This window comes from Methanoregula sp. PtaB.Bin085 (genome assembly GCF_002067035.1).
Taxonomy (GTDB): domain Archaea; phylum Halobacteriota; class Methanomicrobia; order Methanomicrobiales; family Methanospirillaceae; genus Methanoregula.
In genome coordinates this window covers 26,071-45,159 of sequence record NZ_MVQB01000062.1, presented here as the reverse complement: position 1 = coordinate 45,159, position 19,089 = coordinate 26,071, and the positions used below count along the sequence as shown (strand labels likewise).

Genomic DNA, 19,089 nt, shown 5'->3' with positions numbered 1-19,089 from the left:
TAATGCTGATGGCAGAAGAGAAAAAACTCAAAATTGTTGTTTTTGGTGCCTTCGGGGCAGGAAAGACCACGCTGATCAAGACCATCGATCCCCAGTCGAAGCATATCGAGGCTAATTGTGCCGGGGGGACAACGACCGTTGCGCTGGACTTCGGACGGATCGAAAGAGACGGGTGTCACATCCATATCTTTGGCACCCCGGGCCAGGAACGATTCGAGTTTGCCCGCGAGATTATCGCAAACGGGATGGATGGTGCAATTCTCCTTATCGATGCCACCTGCCAGTTCGATGATTTCACCCGCCACCTGTCGGACTCCCTGCAGGAAGCAAAAGTCCCCTTCATTGTTTTCCTGAACAAGTACGACACGGTCGGGGCACATCCGGAGATGTTCAGCGGCAAATTCGGAACCGCAGAGATCCGGAAGGTATCAGCAAAAGACAGGCGGCAGAGTATGGATGCAATCCTCCAGTTTGCAGGGAGACTGACACCCCAGCCCCACAACGGGCACCATCATGCCCCTGAATAAAAAGGTTCCATCACATCTTCATTTTCTTGTGCACCGGATTTTTCCTGCATCCCCTGGTTGTGCATACCGGTTTTTCCTGAGCAGGACAGTACGATTGGAGTTGAGGGATCGCAGCGAAAAAGAATTCATCGCCCCCTTTCCCGTGCTTGAAAAATTTTCATCGCGATCCGGTTGATCACTCCGGGCGCGCACGCCGGAGGTTATGAAAAATTGTCGGTTGTACATCTATATTGTCGGATAATTATCCGATAATCGGTTCACTTACTGACAACCGTTTTTCGCGGTCGAAAATTTCCGGCCGAAATTGTTGGATTGTTTCCTGGTCCATACAGGTATACCCTTCAGGAACCAGGAACCGGTCTGTTCCGATAACGCACAATACATCAACGGATCACCGTACCACAATCTGACAGATAATCATCGTAGTATTATTACTGCTGCGGGATGTACCATTTTGCTAGATAATAGACACCGCCGAGGATCATAACAGCACTCACGAGTGCGATAATATATGCGCCGGTTTCCATCCCACAGGTCTGTTTCCCTGCGGTCTCTACAGCAAGCCGGGTACATCTCGTCGGGAAATCTATCATCAGGAACCAGATAATATAGCAGTTTGCGAGGATCTCACAGATCACACATATGGTAGGGATTGTCATTGACTTAAGACCAAAGTCTCTCTGGGGATCCGGTGCGCGATGTCTCATGAATAGTACATTACCCTTTACGGGTAAAAAAGTGAGCTGGATATTTTTCAGAAGTATATCGTTAAATCATCTCAGCTTTGACGATCAAAACTTCCTTTACCGGGCGGTCTGAGGAATCTGTTTTTGTTTTGGCTATCCTGTCAACGACATCCATACCTTCGATGACTTTACCAAAGACCGGGTGTTTTCCATCGAGGAAGTTGTTGTTGACAAGGTTGATAAAGAACTGCGAACCCCCGGTATTGGGACCCGCGTTTGCCATGGAGATGGTCCCGCGGTCGTTCCGGTTATCAGGAGAAAATTCATCCCTGATCACATACCCGGGTCCTCCGCGTCCTGTTCCGGTGGGATCGCCACCCTGGATCATGAACCCGTCAATGACACGGTGGAAGATCACGCCGTTATAATACCCTTTCTTCACCAGCGTCTCGAAGTTGCCTGCCGTAACCGGCATATCCGGAGCAAGGGCGATCGTGATTGTGCCCATGGTCGTCTCAAGTTTTACGTTTTTTCCTGCATCTGTCATAATGTTCCTCAATAGTATTGGGGGTACGGATTCATGTGTCTTGTGAATGCGGATGACAAAAATAAACGGAAAGGATTTTCAGACCATCGCAGCACGGATGATCGTGACATTCTGGAGCGGGCGGTTGCCACCAGATTTCCCATTGGTCGGAACCTTGCCGATTGCATCAACGACATCCATACCTTCGACGACTTTGCCAAAGACCGGGTGTTTCCTGTCCAGGTAATTATTATTGACCAGGTTGATGAAAAACTGGGAACCGCCGGTATTGGGACCGGCATTCGCCATGGAGATTGTGCCCCGATCGTTCCGGTTACCCGTTGTAAACTCATCGTTGATCACGTACCCGGGTCCTCCGCGTCCTGTTCCGGTGGGGTCGCCGCCCTGGATCATGAATCCGTCCATGACGCGGTGGAATATTACTCCATTATAGAATCCCTTACTGACCAGGGATTTGAAATTCCCTGCCGTTACCGGCATTGCCGGGTCGAGCGCGATGGTGATATTCCCCATTGACGTTTCCAGCCGGACTTTCTCCCATGATTCCACCGGGACTGCCGTCGTTACCGGGATCTGGACGACAGGTTCACCGGCCGGAAGAGGTGTCCGGGTACTGGTTATTGTATCTGACGTGATGGAATTTTCCGTCTGCCGGGTGCATCCCGCAGCGAACAGGATCAATGCGATGAGGATCCCACCCACTATAAATAACCGTAGAGATGACATCGGCATTCCGGTTTGCCGGAAAAGAAAATAGAGATTGCGGGGGGTAATTTTGGAACCGGCCGCAGATTTATTCGTTCTCACTCTTGCTTTTTAATCCAAATGCCAGAAGTGTGCCAAGAGCGATGAGCATCGAAAGAATACCCGTGACGAGGATGAGACCGCCTTTTGATGTGGCCGCATTATAGTCACGGGCGGACATATCGATCGCAAGTACCGCATAGGTGTTACCGGTCGAATTTTCGGTTGCATCATCGATGGGTGCATATGCTGACATAAACGAACCGTATTTGGTTGTGTATGGCTCTTTCGAAGCGGTCGGGACAGAGAGGGCGGAGAAGATCTCCATCTTATCCGGGCTTGTCGAGACCTCCCCGATCCGTGCAGAACCGGCAGGATCGTCCAGCATCAGGTCATCAACGAGGAATGTCGCAGTCTGGTCCGGGTTCACCTTGAGGATATACGCATTGATGATGGAATCATCGAGGCTTCGCATGGCATTGAGTTTTTTTACGACAGCGATATACCGGGGCGAGTTCTCGTCGCCCGGATTGATCCCGGCAATATCGCTTGCATCGATCTGTGTGGCCATAACAGCGGCGGTGGATTTCATGCCGTCCCGGACGGATTCTTTCAGGGCATTGTTTGAGCTGGTATACGCAAAGACGGTGAGCCCGCTGATAACAACAACGATGAGGAGCGCGCTCACCCAGAGTTTTGTCATTGCGGAACAGGTTTCTGTCATTTCAGGATCTCCTCCTTATCGATACACCAATACCAAGCATCACGAGTACTCCGCTCACAAGGAATACTGTTGAAGGTGCGGATTCCGGTGTGGGGGTTGGTGCAGGCTGCATAGCGATGGCAATCGGGGTAGTCTGGCCTGCGTTCACCTGTACGGTTGTGGAATAATCGACATACCCGGTATACTTCAGCAGCACCTGATGTTGCCCGGCTGTAATGCCGTTCAGGGTTGACGGGGTGTATCCCCTGAACAGGTTATCGACAAGGATTTCCGCTCCCGTTGGTGTCGATACAATATTCAGTCCGCCGGTTACAGGTGCGGGTGCCGGTGCACCTCCTGACGGGGTGAGGGTCACGCTGACAGGCGTAACGGTGTTGGGCAGGATATAGACAGTGTTGATCCAGTCGTTGTATCCGCTCGCTGTTACCTTAAAGACATGGTTTCCGCTTGTGATTCCGGTGAGTGTCAGTGTTCCGGAGGGGGGTACCAAACCCCGGGAGTTGCTGTCGATCCAGACCGTTGCTCCAGGCATGGCGGAAATTGCAACAGTACCATAAGCCGCAGCATCCAGGACAGCATTCAGCCTCTGGTTCGAATTGGCGCTGACAGAGATCGATGTGGTATAGTCGTTGTAGCCCGCGAGGCTGAGCCGGAACTTATGGTTGCCAGGATACAGGGTAATTGTCATCGGGGCTTTTCCCTGGTAATTATCATCCACATAGATGAGCGCGGCATTCGGTGTCGATGTCACAGATACTGTACCGGTACTACGCGGCGCCGGCGGGGAGGGCTGGAGGTTCGGGTAATAGGTGGCGGTCTGGCCGGCATAGACATTGATCAGCCGGGTGTCTGGTGTGTAACCGGACAAGGAAGCTTTCATCGAATAGGTTCCTGGCGGGAGGTTCGGGAGGGTAACCGGGGAATATCCCTGCAGGGCACCGTTCATGTAGATTGCCGCCCCCGCAGGATTCGACTGGGCGTATATTGCCCCACTCTGGACTGGCGGGATAGTGGTCTGCGTTGGTACCGGGTTGAGAGTTGCATAGACCGCGACATGCTCATTATCTGCCGGCATGCGGGGGAGTGCGCCCGACCATGTGACGTACCCGGGTTTGGATACCGTTACAGTATGGACAATTCCGGTGGGACTGACACCAACGGTACAGACACCCTGCGCGATGGTACACCGGAAATTCCCGTCGAAACTGACCGATGCCCCATCCACATTACAGTAGGTGTCGATATATCCTTTCCCGCCACCAGGAACAATATTGGTGACGGTGATTGTTACAGTAGGCTCTGAGGTCGGAGGAGCCGTTACCGTAGGGAACGATGTAGGGGCAATTGTTGTTGGTGCCGGGGTTGGAACCGTCATGGTAATAGTTGGCGGCTCAATGGTTGGTTCCGGTGTGGGTGGTTCCGTAGTTGGCTCAGTCACCGGATTGATCGGGTCATCCTCTGCAGCATCTGCTGGAATGACCGTGACGAAAAAGAGGGTAAGTACCAGAAGCATGATCAGTATTCTCTTGGATCTTTTCATGTATTCCCTTCCTCTATAGTAGGATAAAGAAAATACACGTATTTATAGGATAGTCTGCGTTTCTATTGGAGATCCCTCACAACCCGGGTAAGACGGTGCAATCCTTCGCTGATCTGTTCCTCAGTGGGTGACGAGAAGTTCATACGGATGGTATCGTTTCCTCCGCCGTCAACATAGAATGGCTGGCCGGGCAGGACAGCAACATGTTCCCTGATTCCCTCTTCAAAGATTCTGCGGGACGACAGGCCGGGCGGGAGTTCCGCCATCAGGAACATACCTCCCTCCGGATGCGTGTGAGTCAGGTCAGGAAGAAGATCATCAAGGAGTTCGCACATCAACCGGCATTTTCTCTGATACACTGATGTTATGGTGCGGAGCCGGGCGTCGATGTCGCAGGATGTCAGGTACCGGTGGAGGATCTTCTGGCAGAAGAAATTGGAATGGAGATCTGCTGCCTGTTTGGCGATGTTGAATTGTTGTATGATATCGCGCGGCGCAAGTATCCAGCCGATACGCATTCCCGGTGCGATAATCTTGGAAAAGGAACCGGAGATGACCGTCTGGTCCGGACAATATTTTTTTATTGGCGGGCGGGGCTTCGCATCAAAGAACAGCTCTCCGAACGCATCGTCCTCGTAAAAGATCGTATCGGATGGTGCCAGGATTTCAGCAACAGCTTTCCGGTTGTCTTGGGAATATGTTCTCCCGGATGGATTCTGGGAATTGGGGATACCGTAAAAGAACCTGGGATGTTCCCCTGATATTATGTGTGCAAATCCCGTCAGATCCAGACCATCATCATTCAGGCGGACTGCAGAGATGCGTGGTTCGTAAAATGAGAACGCCTCGATGGCCCCGAGATATCCGGGCCGCTCCATAGCCACAGTGTCCCCCGGGTTCAGGAAAATTTTCGCAAACAGGTCAAGACACTGCTGGGAACCGTTCACGATCTGGATCTCGTCAGCCGTTGCCGCGATACCGAGCCGCGCACGGTACCGTTGTGCGATATACTCCCGCAGCGGGAGGTAACCATCCGTAGTCGTATACTGCAGTGCAGCACCTGCATCATCCTCAAGCACCGCGTTCGTTGCCCGTGCAATACCTTCGGTATCTATCAGGGCGGTACAGGGAAGTCCTCCCGCAAAAGATATGATTGCTGGATCCGCTGATACCCTGAACAGTTCGTCGAGAAACGATTCCGGGACACGGGAAAGCCTTGCTGCAAACCGGAACTGCAGGATTGACACCTCTTACGTTCCGGATAGAACGGATCGGAATATATATCCGCATGGTGATGGTCCGGTTTCAATTCCTTCAGAAGAACAATGAGGGGTTCGACTGAGCGCAGTGGAATTCAACCAATTCCGCTGAAAAAAAAGAAAAATTGTCTTTTCCCGGGAAAACCGGGAAACTTATGCGGAGTCAGCGACTTCGATCTTGATGATCTCAGAATGAACAGCTGCAATGGTCTTGTGCAGTTCTGCATTCTGTGCTTCCCGCACCACTTCAATTGCTTCGCGGATCCGTGCCAGAGCTTCACCCTGGGTGTTCCCGAATCCCGTTGCACCCGGAATTTCCACGCATCGGGCGGTAAAACCGCCTTTTTCGTGGGGTTCCGTGATAATGGTGTAGTGCATAATCATAGTACGGTGACCTGACGATTGACATAGTTTGTGGTCAGAAATGCCCGTTTTAAACGTCCGGGGCAGATTTTTCTGAATCCTTTCTGCGCTCATATTCCCGGAGATGTCCCGTGAGCTGAATCCCGAATTCTTCCGGATACCGGGATAATTCACGATCAACAAGAAAGATCCGTGCCGCATCGCCGATCGCTTTATGTGGTTTTATCAGGTAACGGAATTTTTCCGGGAGGGTATAGGTGAAATGAGCAGAATGGATCGATGTCTTCATAATCCCGATATCCGTAATGAGGGAGACACGATCAAGGGAAACATGCTCTCTGAGATGAAACCGGGATCGTATCTCATCCTGCAGATCGCGGACAATAAAGCCGTCTGTCTGGATCCGGCAGTCCCTGAAGGTTTCCATCTCACGCCTCCGCGCGAAAAAAGCAAGCGTCCCGATATCTTTTCTGTTGAGTGTTCGCATGAATGTACGGAGATCCTTGAAAACCAGGGCAATTATCCGGCGTGCTTCTCTCTGCCCGTCTGCCCCAAGATGAAATTTCTTATCAAAATTTTTGGTTTGCCCCCGGGATGCAAGGTTGAATACCCTGCGCTGTCCCTCGATCCGTTTCCCGAGATCATCTGTAACATTCTTCCAGAGTTCGACATCAACAGGCCGGCTGAATGCTGTTCCGGCGAATGTGATAGTATCGCTTTCGGGGTGGTGGATAACCACTCCGATCTCGATGGGAATCTGCATGCCCTGGCGTGTGCCGTAGATCCCGGCAAATTCCATGTCGATATATGCCGTACTTGTGTTCATTCGTCAGGTTTTTCCAACGGGGCCTCGCGTTCTATGCGCTCCGACGCAATCCTGCAATATCGGGGATCAATCTCTATACCGATCCCCCTGCGGTTACAGAGCGAGGCAGCAACGAGGGTTGAACCGCTGCCCATGAACGGGTCGAGCACAGTATCGCCGATGAAAGAGAAAAGTTTCATGCACCGGAGCGGCAGTTCTACAGGAAAAGGTGCCGGATGACCGATTTTTGTCTTTCTCTCGCCATTAAAGGTCCAGAGCCCGTTCGTCCATGCCATGAATTCATCGCGTGATATGTCGGATATCCGGGATCCGCTCGTCTTTTTCCACGAATTCTTGTACAAAACAACGATCAGTTCGACCGGTGCTATCACATAAGGTGCAGAGGCAGAGAGCCATGAACCCCATGCAGTCCTGCGGGAAATATTCCCCTCGTTCCATATAATCGTTGAGTGATAGGAAAAGCCTGCATTTTTTGCTATCGTTGTCAGGTCAGCTCCAACGCTCTGTTGTCCTCCCTTGTTCTTGTCAAGCGGAATATTCAGGCAGAGCCTCCCGTCATCCTTCAGCCATTCATGGCACCGGCGCATCCATTGGTCTGAGAAGGCAAGATATTCCTCATAGGAACCCCGGTCATTGTGAGAATTATATGGGATATCGACATTATACGGCGGAGATGTAATGACAAGATCCACGCTGCCGGAACTGACAGCCCGGGTTGTGAAAACGTCATTGTTGAGGATTCTGATATCCCCCTTCTGGTAAAAAAAGTCCTCCCGCACGCAGTTTCTCCATTAGATCTCTGTCGTTCAGCGGTATAGTGTTTTGGAAAGGATGCATCATTCAAACGATCGGAATCTGCAGAGTCCTAATCCTTACCGGCATAATACAGCACAATGGCAAGGACGATTAATGTACTTGCTACAAAAACAGGAAATGTAAGGTCATCCTGTGGAGGCAGAGGTGTATCCACAGGTTTCATCAGAGAGGTGGTAGGAGAAGCAGGATGTTTTACCGTGAATGTTCCTGAAATCTTCGCATCTACGGATTTATCCCACGTGACCGTTAAGTTATAATCCCCGGGTGGCAGACCGGGTGCCTCGATGTCCCATGACCAGGTATTCATGGATTCTCCTGCAAGTATGGGGACGTTTTTTTCCGATACAATCTCAGGGGGATCCACGGTCCAGATCTCCGCGTTGAGTATGTTTTCAGGCCCGATATTCGTCGTTCCAGTAATGACGATCCGCTCTCCTGTAACCTGGTCGGGAAGCTGTAAACCTGAAGCAGGGATGATATCATTGAAATAGATTTTCGGCATAGCTACAAAGAAAAATTCTGCCTGGATGTTGTCATCGACTTTGGAATCCGACGAGGCGGACTGAATCTGATCGGCTATCATACGGATATTCCCTCCAAGTTCCTGGCGGGATCCAAGCCTCGATACGATCTTCCCCCGGTTCATAACAACAAGGTTCCCGTTGACATCTGTTCCACCCTCTATCTCGAGAATGCCATTTGTCCCCGGATCCTGGCAGAGGATGACATACTGGCCACTGGAATATTCGGCGGTAGCTGACGGTTTTATGGTCATCGTAAAATTTCCCTGACGATCGGGTGAAGTTGTCAGGATCTCAAAATGATCTCTTCCGATTATCCATATGCCAATTGTACCATTGGCTGCTCCTGTACCGGTTATCGTGAACTGATCTCCCTTGGTAATGATTCCCGGGGCACTTGACGTGAAATATACTGTAGCTGCAGCCGGCGCTGCAGCGATGGCGAGAACCAGGATAGATACCAGAATTCCACGATACGCTATACCCACAGGTTTCCACCCAATAATCCGATAAGAGTCTTTTTAATTCCGGATTGTTAAACGCTTTCTCTCATCAGCAACCTTCATGTTTTTCAATGACGGGATACTCCGGGGGCATGAATCTTTGTAGCTGAACAATCAATGACCAGATCAGAGAATCATGGATACAATCTGCCAAAAGTGCGGACACATTTCGCATGAGAATCAGCCTCACTTTTGTAGTTCATGTGGAAACCGGATGGATAATACAAGCGACACACCGGGCTCTTGTGGCAGGAGCCGGTATGAAGACGGAAAAAACCAGCAGGTTGCCGTAATCTGCTCATCTCTAATCCCGGGCCTCGGACAGATATATAATGGAGAAACGCTGAAGGGTTTTGCTTTTCTGTTTGGAACGGTTGTCGGATTATTTGTTCTTGTTCTCCCGGGACTTCTTGTCTGGATGTATAGTATGTACGATGCTCATATCGTTGCCGGGAAGATGAATGAGGGAACGCTCGAATCAGGACCCGTGAAACCGGTGATTATTGTGATTTTCATACTCGCAGCTGTTTTTTTGGCAATCGTCATTGTCATCGTAATTTTGATGGTCATGATCTCCCTTATGGTCAGCCATCTGGGTCCTGCAGGCAATACTGATTTTTTCCGGATGCTTGATGCCAGCAGGAGACTGTTTTGATATCTGGTATCCTGCCCTCCAGATCAGGAAGAATGACCCTTTTTTCACCGGTTTCTCCCGTTAAAACCAATTCCGTGAGTTCCAGAAAAATCGCCCGGTTATGTATATCAACCGGCGGTTTATGGTCAGTTCTTGGCAGAAAAATCACCTTTTTAATTTCGGTATCTGCCCTCGTATTCAGAATAGTACCCTTTCACGAAGCAATGGCGTTATGAGGAGAGAGGTTGCCCTGATGAGCGGTATGGTAACGGTATAAGTCCTCGGTTGTTGTGAAGGGGTGTTTTCTCGGAAGATTTTGAACAATCAGGTGGGTGAGCCATCCCGCCAAAGAAAGAGAAGAACCAAGGTTCGGGGATCAAAATGACCCTGCAGTTTTGCAGGTCATTGCAGCAGCCCTTTCCCTCTGATTCGCTATTACACCCGATTATCGTGAAAACCTAACAATTCTCTTGCTCAGGGAAAAAGGGGATTTATTTGAAGAATACGTTGGATTCTTCTCGTCTCTCGAGTCTCATGACCTGCGATAATTCGAAGATACTGATGAATCTTCTCGTACATCGGGTCTTACGACCCTCATAGAAAAAAGAATTAGATGTAGGGGTTCCGGAGAGCCTTGCCAACACCAAAGGTTGCGCGGCCTTCGAGAGTCTTCTTGTTCTTGGAGATCTTCTCGTTGGCGAGCTTGGTGACAAGCTCGAGGCCGGGCTTGACCTTCTCGATAGGCTGGGTCTCGAAACATCCTGCTGCCATTGCCTTCGCCCAGACCGAGTCACCGATCTTGGAGCGGACAAACACAGTTGACCAGCCGTCGGGGCTGCCGACGGAGCCGGTGGAGATGTCACCGAGGTTTGCAACATAGTCAAGGCAGACGTGGCAGCCGGGCTGCTCGTACTTGTGGGTAACCTTGAGCGGCAGCTGGACGACCTGTCCGCGCTTGCCGTAGACCCAGAACTTGCCCTTTCCGATCTCCATCTTCTTGACGGATTCCATCTTCATTGCTGCATGGTCTTCAACAAGCTGGAGGATACCCTGGTACGGGAAGTTCTCCATGCAGAAGATACCGACTGCGAGTGCAATGCTTGCGCCGACATCCCTCATGCCGACGGGGTAGAGCTGTGCCTTGCGGACTGCCTGCATCTGGCACGGGGTGCCGACGATACCGATCTTGTCAAGACCGAAGCTGCGGGTTGCCTCCTTGAGGAGTGCAATGTTCGGGCTGATGTTGTACTTGGTTCCTGCCGCTGCAAGAAGCTCAGCCTTGGTGTTGACGATCGCCGGGATTGGCCTGAACGGCTCGATCATGTCGAAGTTCGAGCTGTCCTGGATGCACTTGGCCGGATACTTTGCCGCGAACTCCTTGTTTGCTGCAACGATTGCACCGTCAATGATGCCCGCGTCGAGCGCATATGCAAAGAGCGATGAGACAATGCCGCCATCCTGGGCGAATTTGAGGATCTCCTTATCGGTGCTCCGGGCTGAGACGCATGATTTGTAAATACCGAGTTCTGCTCCCATTTCAATCACCTTCACTGGAGTGCCGCCATGATGGCCTCGTTAATCGCCTCGTAGTTCGATACCACGTCAAAGCTGAACCAGCTGCGCGGGCACTGGTGGTAGCAGGCACCGCACTTGATGCACAGGTCACGCTCTCCCTGGGGCTTGCCATATTCCATGGTGATGGCGTTGACCGGGCATGCTGCTGCACAGCTGCCGCATCCCATGCACAGGCCCTGGTTGATGACCTTGGTCATCAGGTCGCAGAAGCACGCGCTGTTGCCCTCGGCTGCTGCGGCCATGAGCGGCTTGAGGAATGCAGTTGCGAGGTCCTTCTGTTCCTTGGTTCCCTTGAGAAGCAGGTATGCCATGACGGCAACGTTCCTGATGAGCTGCGGGGTCGGTGCGCATCCGGGGATAAACACGTCGACCTTGATGAGATCTCCAATCGGCAGGTATGCCTCGTGTCCGGGCTGGTTCTGCTGGCCACCGCGGGAGAACCGGGTGATGTTGCCGTAGCAGGCACAGCCGCCGAGTGCGACGACCACTGCCGACTTTTCACGGGTTTCCTTGATCTCTTCCACTGCGAGTTTGTCGTTAATACAGACTGATCCCTCGACGAACGAGACATCGACCTTCTGGATATGCCTTGCGTCTGCAAGTGTTGGCATGTATTTCAGGTCGACATACTTGTCGAGGAGTGTTAATAATCCGGCATAGTTGTCTGCTAATGCCACAGTACAACCGGTACACCCACTCAGGTGTGTGTAACCTACTGTAATCTTGTCTGCCACAGGCTTAACCTCCTTTTTTGTTTCTGTTGTTTTTGGTGCTACGTCAGCACTTTTCGCTGCAGCCGCGGGTTTCTGCGGTACTGCCGCCGGGCTGGCGTTCTTCTTTCCGAAGATACGGTCGAGAAAACTCATTTTCCACCCCTATGGTTTCCAGTATAACCCGAATTGTTTTCGGAATTGCCTTCTGAAGTTCATCAGAAAGCCCGAGTTCAAACTCAGGGGCTGTAACCCGAGCCGGCTGAACTCCGATGATCGTAACCTCGATTTTGTCTTTGATTCGCTGGAGCGGTTCGGTGAGATCCCACGAGTGGGCATCACGGTATGCGCCCGGGGGTAAATCCTCAGGCCGAAGCTTGGCGATCGATCCAGGCTCCGCGCCAAAATCGGCAATATCGACGATAACGAGTTTTTTCGTTACTTCCGGGTCGAGCAGGGTAAAAATAAAGTGCGGGCCGCCAAGGCCTGCATCCTGTATCATTACATTGTCGGGAAGCTGGAGTTTCTCCATCTCTTCGATTACTGCCGGACCAAAACCGTCATCGGCAAACAGGGGGTTTCCACACCCTGCTATCACGATCTCTGGATACAGCATCGCGGGTTACTCACTGGATGAGCTTCTGGGCCACTACCTTGTTGCTCTCATCGACAACGATCATGTGGGTTGCACATGATACACAGGGGTCGTACCCGCGCATGATAACTTCAGCGAGCTGCCAGGGTGCACCGGTAAGTGCCTTGCTGCAGGTTGCGAAGTTCCATGTGGTCGGGACGAGCATGCTGAAGTACTGGACCTTCCAGTCCTTGACACGTGCAATATGGACATCGGTGCCGCGGGGAGCCTCGTTGGCTGCCCAGCCGAGAGAGCCATCGCCGTCGGGGATGTAGTCTGCAACGGTCTTCCCGTCCGGGTTGAGCTCGTCGATGCAGTCGATCATCTCGTACAGGCAGTCCTGGTACTCCATCTCACGGGCAACGTTCTGTCCCTGGGTGCCCTTCTCGTCAAAGTTCTTGTAGGTGACGAGGCGGGCACGGGGGCCGACTTCAACGGGCTGGCCGTCATACATCGGGATGCCGGTACAGGCTTCCATCTGCGGGTTGACCTTGGTGCCGAGCTTGGTGGTACCGCCGATCGGGTACTTGGGCTCTTCCAGGGTAACGTCCATCTCGCCCATGTACCAGTCCCATGGCCGTGCTTCCTTGAACCTGCGGATGTCCCAGCTGGGGCACTCGTCAAGGCTCGAGGAGCCGTAGAATGCATGGGTTGCAAGGTAACCCTGGTCGTGGAAACCGAGATCCTTGGGCATTGCCACCTTCATGCCGCCAACGTCCACGAAGTCTCTCTTGTGGTAGTTGCGGATGACTGCGATCATGAACTCCGACTGTGCGTGGGCAAGGACAAGTCCTTCCTTTGCAAGATCGTACATCTTCAGTTTTGCCTGCTCTGAGCAGTTGCGGTACATACCACCGATACGGGTGTTCCGCGGGTGGATGCAGTCGCCTCCGGCGATCTGGCCGATTGTCTGGCCGATCTCACGAAGCCGCTGGATCCGCTTTGCAACAGTCCGGACCGGCTCTTCTGCCGTGAACGGGTTGATCTTGGTCTCGGTACCCGGAATATAGAAATCGGGCAGGATCAGGATGTCGTGCAGGGCAATGCTGTGCAGCCGGTTTGCGAGCTGGAGGATGTGACGGAGCATCAGTGCATCCTTGGGGATCTCACACTTGATGGATGCTTCCATTGCTTCAGTACCCGCAAGGTTGTGGGCTATCGGACAGATACCACAGACACGGGACGCGATCTTGGGGACCTGCTCGGGGGTTTTTCCCACGGCAAGTTTCTCAACGCCCCTCACCGGGGTAATGGAACACCAGTTACCTGTCTCGATGATTCCTGCGTCATTAACCTTCAAGACAAGCTTTGAGTGTCCCTCATGTCTTGTGGTTGGGGAAATCTCTACAACTTTCGACAATATTATCGCCTCATGTTATGCTGAGTTGTTCGTATTACCGTACAAAGTTGCGTAAAGTTAGATCTCTCATCTCTAGAGATAATTGACCGTACAAAGTACGTTCATCTCTATCTTGTACTACCCATTTTATAACCTTTATGACTTGATCGCGGGACGAAAAAAGCAGATATTCAGGCGCTGTTTTGGGAATATCGCATTATATCGAAATATTTTTGATATTCGGCGAAAAACCGTTCACCAAAACAAAAATAACAGAAATTGATTTATTGAAAATTTATTCAACTGATATTTAAAAATAAATCAATCGGTATTGTGCTTATCGCCGTTCATTTCATCAACCAATTCTGCAATCGTGGCACGCCGTTCGGCATATGCGTCATGCTGATGGATACTCTCCTCGTTGGTCTGCTTGATTGTGACAACGGAATCCCCTGACAGATATTCAAATTCCGCGAGTACTTTCTTTGCCATTTCCCTTACGCAGTCTTCAACGAACCGCGGATTTTTGTGCGCGGCCAGAACCACTGCACCTTCATCCCCTCTCTTGAGGAGTTCATAAATCCCGCTGCTCATGGATTCCTTGAGTATGTGGATGATTTTCTCAAGATCTACGTGCTGGTCATCATCAGTTTCGATGCAGAGGAAACCCTTGCCACGCTGGTTATGGGTGGCCATGGGGATTGCTGAGAAGAATTCATCGATTTTGTCTCTGCCGACATCGAGCTTCTCAAGCACCCGCATTGCGCGTTCCTTCATAATATTCTGGGCGCAGGGACATGCCGTCATGCCGGTTACTTCCGCACCAATGCTTTTCCTTACGATCGGTGTTCGGAATGTCCGGCGGGCGATTGCACGTGCATGCACCTTCACCACTTCATCGCATGCCGTCTGGCTGACCGGAGTTTCACGCTTGACCATGTACTCGCTGCGCATAAGAACCTCAGTCCGGTCTGCGTATTCATGGCGATCGAGCAGTTTACGTGCAACGACACTGCAGAGTTTCTCGATCTGGTTGACTTCCCCATCAATGGCCTGCTGCAGGACTTCATCGATCACTTCAAAATTTCGGGAGAGGTTTGCACCCTTCAGGCTTCCCGGAAGGTCGACATAAACATCGAAATTGGATATAAAGATGACCGGTCGTTTTTCATGGCGGTGTACTTCGACCAGTTTCTTGACGTTTTTAACTCCGACACGGGTAAGGTTTATCCGGACATCTGGTGTGGAAGCCTGTACATCCGGTAAATCCTTGCCGAAAATTTTATCCTGTCCCTGATTGGTATTACTGGTTTTAATAGGTCATCGCATCCAGATGTGTGCTCTTTAGTTTTTTCATATAATATTTATGTGCTTTGTTGCTGATACTGTATCGATACCCTATGTTAAAAAAATATTATGAAGCGGATGCAGATATCGGCGTGCTGAAAGGCAAGCGCATCGCGGTGATAGGCTATGGTTCGCAGGGACGCGGGCAGTCCCTGAACTTGCGGGACAGCGGGCTTGATGTCGTAATTGGTCTCCGACCTGGTAAAAGCTGGGATGCCGCTGCCAAGGATGGTATGAAAGTCATGAAGGTTTCCGATGCCGTGAAGGGCGCGGACATCATCCAGATTCTTGTTCCTGATGAGCTTCAGGGAGGTATCTACAAAAATGAGATTCTCCCCCATCTCAAAGAAAACAAGTGCCTCATGTTCTCGCATGGGTTCAATATTCACTTCGGTCAGATTGTCCCGCCGGCAACCATCGATGTTATCATGGTCGCACCCAAGGGACCCGGCCGCATGGTCCGCCGCCAGTATGAGGAAGGAAAGGGCGTGCCCGCGCTCATTGCCGTCCATCAGGACCATACAGGAAAGGCACACAAAATAGCCCTCGCCTATGCCAAGGGTATAGGAGCGACCCGTGCAGTTGTGCTTGAAACAACATTCCGTGAAGAGACTGAGACCGACCTCTTTGGAGAACAGGCAGTCCTGTGCGGCGGCTGCACATCTCTTGTCAAGGCGGGGTTCGAAACCCTCGTGGACGCCGGGTATGCACCTGAGATGGCCTACCTTGAAGTCTGCCACGAACTGAAACTGATTGTAGACCTCATTTATGAGGGCGGACTTACCAATATGCGTGCATCGATCAGCAACACGGCGCAGTACGGCGATCTTACCCGGGGCCCCCGTATTATCGGCCCGGAAGCCTACGAGGCAATGCAGGAGATCCTCGCGGAGATTCAGTCAGGCAAGTTTGCCCGGGAATGGATGCTTGAGAACATGGTGAACCGCCCGGTATTTACAGCACTTACCAAAGCCGATGAAGGTCACCAGATCGAGGAAGTTGGAAAGGAAGTCCGCGGGCTGATGCCACAGTTCCGCAGCTAACAACCCTTTTTCCTTTTCCTTATGCAAAATCCGCCTTCAATCCTTTCCCGTGGGTATTATGGTGCACCATACTGAATCGGGCTTCTGTTTTCAGAGAATCCGGCTCCGCATCGTACCTCCAAAAAACAAACCCCGCTTCCGGGGAAAGCCTTTTGGAGATTCCGATCCTTTATAATATACAATTATGACGGACTCGTATGAGAATCTCCTGAGGAAGGCATATTCCAATATCACCGAGAAATCAGAATCGTCGGAACGTTTTATAGTCCCTGAAGCGAAAGCATACGTCGAAGGCAAGACCACGGTCCTTGAGAATTTTGCGGAAATTGCCGGAAAAGTCCGTCGCGATCAGGATCATCTCCTGAAATTCCTCCTTGGGGAACTGGGGACCAGCGGGAAGATTGACGGTAACCGGGCGATATTCAATGGAAAATTCGAGATCCCCCTCATCAGGATGATCATCAAGAGTTATGTCGAGGACTATGTTATCTGCTCTGAGTGCGGAAAGCCCGATACACGGCTCGTGAAGGATGATCGTGTCATGATCCTCCGGTGTGATGCCTGCGGAAGTCACCGCCCGGTCAGGAAACGAAAAGCACGGACGGAACCGGTTTCAGAAAACCTTGAAGAAGGGACTGTCATGGACGTGGAAATTCAATCCATTTCGAAACGCGGCGATGGCGTTGTAAAAATGGGTCGTTATATCATGTATGTTGCAAATGCGAAGCCCGGTCAGAAAGTCAAGATCAAAATATCGCGCATATCCGGTTCGATTGTCTTCACGGAACGGGCAACAGAATAATTATTCCATTTTTTAAAAAAAATATTTTACCTCAGTTGTTTCCTTGTTCCTCCTCTCCGAGTTTCCGTGATTTGACAGATTCATTGGACTCGTAGCCCGTAAAGTCAAAGCTTTGTTTTGTCGGGCCACCGGTCTTTACGATGGTTATCTCATACTTGAAAGGTCCTGTGTTGGAATATTCATTCTCGTACCCCATCCAGCGTCCGTCAACGACATATGTCAAAGGCATGGTATCTGTAAGCGTGAACTCCTTGGTTGTGTCCGTTGCTTTCTCGATAATCATTACGGGTTCAATCAGTCCCCAGTCGATACCCCCTTTTATATAAGACTGATACCGGGGAATGAGGGCGGTCAGCTGGCCTGACTGTAATGTACTCAGTGCATATCCCAGAACCGGTTGTTCTGATTTGATAGTGATCCGGAACCTGTCTTTTGGATAGAGGAATTTGTAACCCATGAGAGTTTTGAAATCGTATGTCTTGTAGGTCTTTGTTGTCAGGATTCCGGATTCGCGCAGGACCACAACCTCGGATGTCGTGACTGTTGTTGTTACCGTTGCCGGAGCGGCTGTTGTAACAGGAATTGTCGTCGGTTCCGGAGTCGCGATGGTTGGCGGAATCGTCTGGATGGCTGTCGGAGCTTGTGTAGCCGGGGGTGTTCCCGCATTGAAGGTACATCCAGCGATACATACTGCCACCATGATAAGTCCGGTCACAATAAGGAGCGTTTCTGTTCTCGTCATAGTAGGTACGGCTTCTTTTTTTATCCAGATAATTGTTATGGAAGAACCCCGCAGGATTTGGGAAAGGAATCCGTTTTCCTGATTTCAGGGATATAAAAATGTATTATAAAAAGAAAATCAGTGCTTTTTTAAATCCTTGATGAGCTCGTCGCAATGACCGGAGATCCGTTTACAGGCCTTTTTTATCAGGAGGATCGGATTCTTCTTACCCTTTGTTGTTACGAACAGTTCCGGATCCGAGAACTGGAATTCAATCATATATCTTGCAACGTCCACATCGGGATCCTGTAACAACTCCTCGATCAGGGCGTTCATGAACGTATGCCCCTGACCCTGGATGATAAGACGTGCCTTGTCTTTTTCGAGCTCAAGTACTTTTACAATCATGCACCTATCTTTGGGAACCTGATAACTATTAAAGTATGGGTGGCACCGGAAGCCTGTATCGGCGAATCGCCTGTATCTCGGCAATCCTCCTGTTACGGGAATTCAAAGATGTCTCCATCCCTGCCGCAATGGGGCAGATCCCACGGGAGCAGGTGGCTCTGGTGGACACAGCGGAAATCCCCGGGCCTGATCCGTTCTGCAAGTGCGTTCGCCTCGGAGTAGTTCATATGTTTGTGAATGGTGGTGATCTCTGAAGGCACGAGCGCATCCAGCAGGAGAAGGTCCAGATCTCTCAGGAGGTCTATGGTCTGTTCAGGGAGGTTCCTGTTCGTATCTGATGTGAATCCGACACGGGATTTGCCCGTATCAAAGAGCAAACCGCAGGTCTGCACCGGGGGGTGCGTGACCAGGAACGGGGTCAGGGTCATGCCAAAAAGTGAGAAGGGTTCGTACGGCCTGAAAATTCTTTTCTCAAACGAAAGAAAGCCAAAAATCCCCGAACAATAATCCATGACCTGATCGGAAGCATATACGGGGGGGATATCCTGTACGCGATAAAATTCCCCGAATCCCATAAAATGATCATAATGACCGTGTGTCCAGATCACCGCATCGATATGCGGGGATCCGTACTGCAGGAGCTGCTGCCGGAGATCCGGGGAAGAATCAACCAGCAGGCAATGTCCCCGGTTCTCAACAAGAAGTGATGTTCTCAGACGCGCCATACCGGTTGTCGTTGCATGGGAACACTGGGGGCAGGAACACCCGATTTTTGGCGTCCCGATTGCATCGCCGGTCCCAAGAAGGGTAATCTTCATGG

At 51.1% G+C, this 19,089-nt stretch carries 22 protein-coding genes; 4 read left to right on the top strand and 18 right to left on the bottom strand.

Annotated elements, in window-relative coordinates:
* Positions 1 to 8: 8 nt before the first annotated feature.
* Positions 9 to 527, top strand: a complete 519-nt coding sequence (locus A4E33_RS13920) for an ATP/GTP-binding protein (RefSeq protein ID WP_292349018.1) — start codon at positions 9 to 11, stop codon at positions 525 to 527.
* Between the two features lie 431 nt (positions 528 to 958).
* Here the strand turns inward: A4E33_RS13920 and A4E33_RS13915 are convergent, their stop codons facing one another.
* The 10 genes from A4E33_RS13915 to A4E33_RS13870 all read right to left on the bottom strand — a co-directional run bounded on the left by A4E33_RS13915 (position 959) and on the right by A4E33_RS13870 (position 9,041).
* On the bottom strand, positions 959 to 1,165 hold the full coding sequence (locus A4E33_RS13915) for a hypothetical protein (protein ID WP_292349016.1): 207 nt from the start codon (positions 1,163 to 1,165) through the stop codon (positions 959 to 961).
* Between the two features lie 130 nt (positions 1,166 to 1,295).
* A complete protein-coding gene (locus A4E33_RS13910; protein ID WP_292349014.1) occupies positions 1,296 to 1,760 on the bottom strand; it encodes a peptidylprolyl isomerase in 465 nt (154 codons plus the stop codon).
* Positions 1,761 to 1,838: 78 nt separating this feature from the next.
* The gene (locus A4E33_RS13905) at positions 1,839 to 2,462 is read right to left on the bottom strand and encodes a peptidylprolyl isomerase (RefSeq protein WP_363054477.1); all 624 of its coding nucleotides are present in this window, start codon (positions 2,460 to 2,462) and stop codon (positions 1,839 to 1,841) included.
* A gap of 91 nt (positions 2,463 to 2,553) precedes the next feature.
* On the bottom strand, positions 2,554 to 3,228 hold the full coding sequence (locus A4E33_RS13900; protein WP_292349012.1) for a hypothetical protein: 675 nt from the start codon (positions 3,226 to 3,228) through the stop codon (positions 2,554 to 2,556).
* Between the two features lies 1 nt (position 3,229).
* The gene (locus tag A4E33_RS13895) at positions 3,230 to 4,768 is read right to left on the bottom strand and encodes a PEGA domain-containing protein (protein WP_292349010.1); all 1,539 of its coding nucleotides are present in this window, start codon (positions 4,766 to 4,768) and stop codon (positions 3,230 to 3,232) included.
* Positions 4,769 to 4,830: 62 nt separating this feature from the next.
* On the bottom strand, positions 4,831 to 6,006 hold the full coding sequence (locus tag A4E33_RS13890) for a PLP-dependent aminotransferase family protein (RefSeq protein WP_292349235.1): 1,176 nt from the start codon (positions 6,004 to 6,006) through the stop codon (positions 4,831 to 4,833).
* Positions 6,007 to 6,180: 174 nt separating this feature from the next.
* A complete protein-coding gene (locus A4E33_RS13885) occupies positions 6,181 to 6,411 on the bottom strand; it encodes a type II toxin-antitoxin system HicB family antitoxin (protein WP_292349008.1) in 231 nt (76 codons plus the stop codon).
* 49 nt (positions 6,412 to 6,460) lie between these two features.
* Positions 6,461 to 7,216, bottom strand: a complete 756-nt coding sequence (locus A4E33_RS13880; protein WP_292349007.1) for a hypothetical protein — start codon at positions 7,214 to 7,216, stop codon at positions 6,461 to 6,463.
* Positions 7,213 to 7,995, bottom strand: a complete 783-nt coding sequence (locus A4E33_RS13875; RefSeq protein WP_292349005.1) for a site-specific DNA-methyltransferase — start codon at positions 7,993 to 7,995, stop codon at positions 7,213 to 7,215. Before A4E33_RS13875 ends, A4E33_RS13880 begins: the two co-directional genes overlap by 4 nt.
* An 86-nt stretch (positions 7,996 to 8,081) precedes the next feature.
* Positions 8,082 to 9,041 (bottom strand): hypothetical protein, encoded by a 960-nt coding sequence (locus tag A4E33_RS13870; protein ID WP_292349003.1) that lies wholly within the window; start codon positions 9,039 to 9,041, stop codon positions 8,082 to 8,084.
* A gap of 151 nt (positions 9,042 to 9,192) precedes the next feature.
* On the opposite strand from A4E33_RS13870, the gene A4E33_RS13865 reads away from it, so the two are divergent.
* Positions 9,193 to 9,711 carry a hypothetical protein gene (locus tag A4E33_RS13865; protein ID WP_292349001.1) on the top strand — a complete coding sequence of 173 codons (519 nt, stop codon included), beginning with the start codon at positions 9,193 to 9,195 and terminating at the stop codon, positions 9,709 to 9,711.
* A gap of 588 nt (positions 9,712 to 10,299) precedes the next feature.
* On the opposite strand, the gene frhB is transcribed toward A4E33_RS13865, so the two are convergent.
* The 5 genes from frhB to mptA form a co-directional block, all read right to left on the bottom strand.
* On the bottom strand, positions 10,300 to 11,226 hold the full coding sequence (frhB, locus tag A4E33_RS13860; RefSeq protein WP_292349000.1) for a coenzyme F420 hydrogenase subunit beta: 927 nt from the start codon (positions 11,224 to 11,226) through the stop codon (positions 10,300 to 10,302).
* Between the two features lie 11 nt (positions 11,227 to 11,237).
* Positions 11,238 to 11,999 (bottom strand): coenzyme F420 hydrogenase subunit gamma, encoded by a 762-nt coding sequence (frhG, locus tag A4E33_RS13855; protein ID WP_292348999.1) that lies wholly within the window; start codon positions 11,997 to 11,999, stop codon positions 11,238 to 11,240.
* Between the two features lie 43 nt (positions 12,000 to 12,042).
* On the bottom strand, positions 12,043 to 12,591 hold the full coding sequence (gene frhD, locus A4E33_RS13850) for a coenzyme F420-reducing hydrogenase, FrhD protein (RefSeq protein ID WP_292348998.1): 549 nt from the start codon (positions 12,589 to 12,591) through the stop codon (positions 12,043 to 12,045).
* A 10-nt stretch (positions 12,592 to 12,601) separates the two neighbouring features.
* Positions 12,602 to 13,969, bottom strand: a complete 1,368-nt coding sequence (gene frhA / locus A4E33_RS13845) for a coenzyme F420 hydrogenase subunit alpha (RefSeq protein ID WP_292348997.1) — start codon at positions 13,967 to 13,969, stop codon at positions 12,602 to 12,604.
* 300 nt (positions 13,970 to 14,269) lie between these two features.
* The gene (gene mptA / locus A4E33_RS13840) at positions 14,270 to 15,229 is read right to left on the bottom strand and encodes a GTP cyclohydrolase MptA (RefSeq protein WP_292349233.1); all 960 of its coding nucleotides are present in this window, start codon (positions 15,227 to 15,229) and stop codon (positions 14,270 to 14,272) included.
* 119 nt (positions 15,230 to 15,348) lie between these two features.
* Here mptA and ilvC point away from each other — a divergent pair, with 119 nt between their 5' ends.
* Positions 15,349 to 16,338, top strand: a complete 990-nt coding sequence (ilvC, locus tag A4E33_RS13835) for a ketol-acid reductoisomerase (protein WP_292348995.1) — start codon at positions 15,349 to 15,351, stop codon at positions 16,336 to 16,338.
* Positions 16,339 to 16,522: 184 nt separating this feature from the next.
* On the top strand, positions 16,523 to 17,140 hold the full coding sequence (locus A4E33_RS13830; protein ID WP_292348993.1) for a translation initiation factor IF-2 subunit beta: 618 nt from the start codon (positions 16,523 to 16,525) through the stop codon (positions 17,138 to 17,140).
* A 31-nt stretch (positions 17,141 to 17,171) separates the two neighbouring features.
* Here the strand turns inward: A4E33_RS13830 and A4E33_RS13825 are convergent, their stop codons facing one another.
* The 3 genes from A4E33_RS13825 to A4E33_RS13815 all read right to left on the bottom strand — a co-directional run bounded on the left by A4E33_RS13825 (position 17,172) and on the right by A4E33_RS13815 (position 19,087).
* Positions 17,172 to 17,882: a hypothetical protein gene (locus A4E33_RS13825; RefSeq protein WP_292348992.1), complete on the bottom strand. Its 711-nt coding sequence runs from the start codon at positions 17,880 to 17,882 to the stop codon at positions 17,172 to 17,174.
* A gap of 117 nt (positions 17,883 to 17,999) precedes the next feature.
* Positions 18,000 to 18,269, bottom strand: a complete 270-nt coding sequence (locus tag A4E33_RS13820; RefSeq protein ID WP_292348990.1) for a DNA-directed RNA polymerase subunit L — start codon at positions 18,267 to 18,269, stop codon at positions 18,000 to 18,002.
* Positions 18,270 to 18,361: 92 nt separating this feature from the next.
* Positions 18,362 to 19,087 carry an MBL fold metallo-hydrolase gene (locus A4E33_RS13815; RefSeq protein WP_292348988.1) on the bottom strand — a complete coding sequence of 242 codons (726 nt, stop codon included), beginning with the start codon at positions 19,085 to 19,087 and terminating at the stop codon, positions 18,362 to 18,364.
* Between the last annotated feature and the right edge of the window lie 2 nt (positions 19,088 to 19,089).

Bases quoted from the DNA above. Each gene is read 5' to 3' on its own strand.
- A4E33_RS13920 (WP_292349018.1), top strand. From the start codon at position 9: ATGGCAGAAGAGAAAAAACTCAAAATTGTTGTTTTTGGTGCCTTCGGG.
- A4E33_RS13910 (WP_292349014.1), bottom strand. From the start codon at position 1,760: ATGACAGATGCAGGAAAAAACGTAAAACTTGAGACGACCATGGGCACA.
- A4E33_RS13900 (WP_292349012.1), bottom strand. From the start codon at position 3,228: ATGACAGAAACCTGTTCCGCAATGACAAAACTCTGGGTGAGCGCGCTC.
- A4E33_RS13895 (WP_292349010.1), bottom strand. From the start codon at position 4,768: ATGAAAAGATCCAAGAGAATACTGATCATGCTTCTGGTACTTACCCTC.
- A4E33_RS13885 (WP_292349008.1), bottom strand. From the start codon at position 6,411: ATGATTATGCACTACACCATTATCACGGAACCCCACGAAAAAGGCGGT.
- A4E33_RS13880 (WP_292349007.1), bottom strand. From the start codon at position 7,216: ATGAACACAAGTACGGCATATATCGACATGGAATTTGCCGGGATCTAC.
- A4E33_RS13865 (WP_292349001.1), top strand. From the start codon at position 9,193: ATGGATACAATCTGCCAAAAGTGCGGACACATTTCGCATGAGAATCAG.
- frhB (WP_292349000.1), bottom strand. From the start codon at position 11,226: ATGGGAGCAGAACTCGGTATTTACAAATCATGCGTCTCAGCCCGGAGC.
- frhD (WP_292348998.1), bottom strand. From the start codon at position 12,591: ATGCTGTATCCAGAGATCGTGATAGCAGGGTGTGGAAACCCCCTGTTT.
- ilvC (WP_292348995.1), top strand. From the start codon at position 15,349: ATGTTAAAAAAATATTATGAAGCGGATGCAGATATCGGCGTGCTGAAA.
- A4E33_RS13830 (WP_292348993.1), top strand. From the start codon at position 16,523: ATGACGGACTCGTATGAGAATCTCCTGAGGAAGGCATATTCCAATATC.
- A4E33_RS13825 (WP_292348992.1), bottom strand. From the start codon at position 17,882: ATGACGAGAACAGAAACGCTCCTTATTGTGACCGGACTTATCATGGTG.
- A4E33_RS13820 (WP_292348990.1), bottom strand. From the start codon at position 18,269: ATGATTGTAAAAGTACTTGAGCTCGAAAAAGACAAGGCACGTCTTATC.
- A4E33_RS13815 (WP_292348988.1), bottom strand. From the start codon at position 19,087: ATGAAGATTACCCTTCTTGGGACCGGCGATGCAATCGGGACGCCAAAA.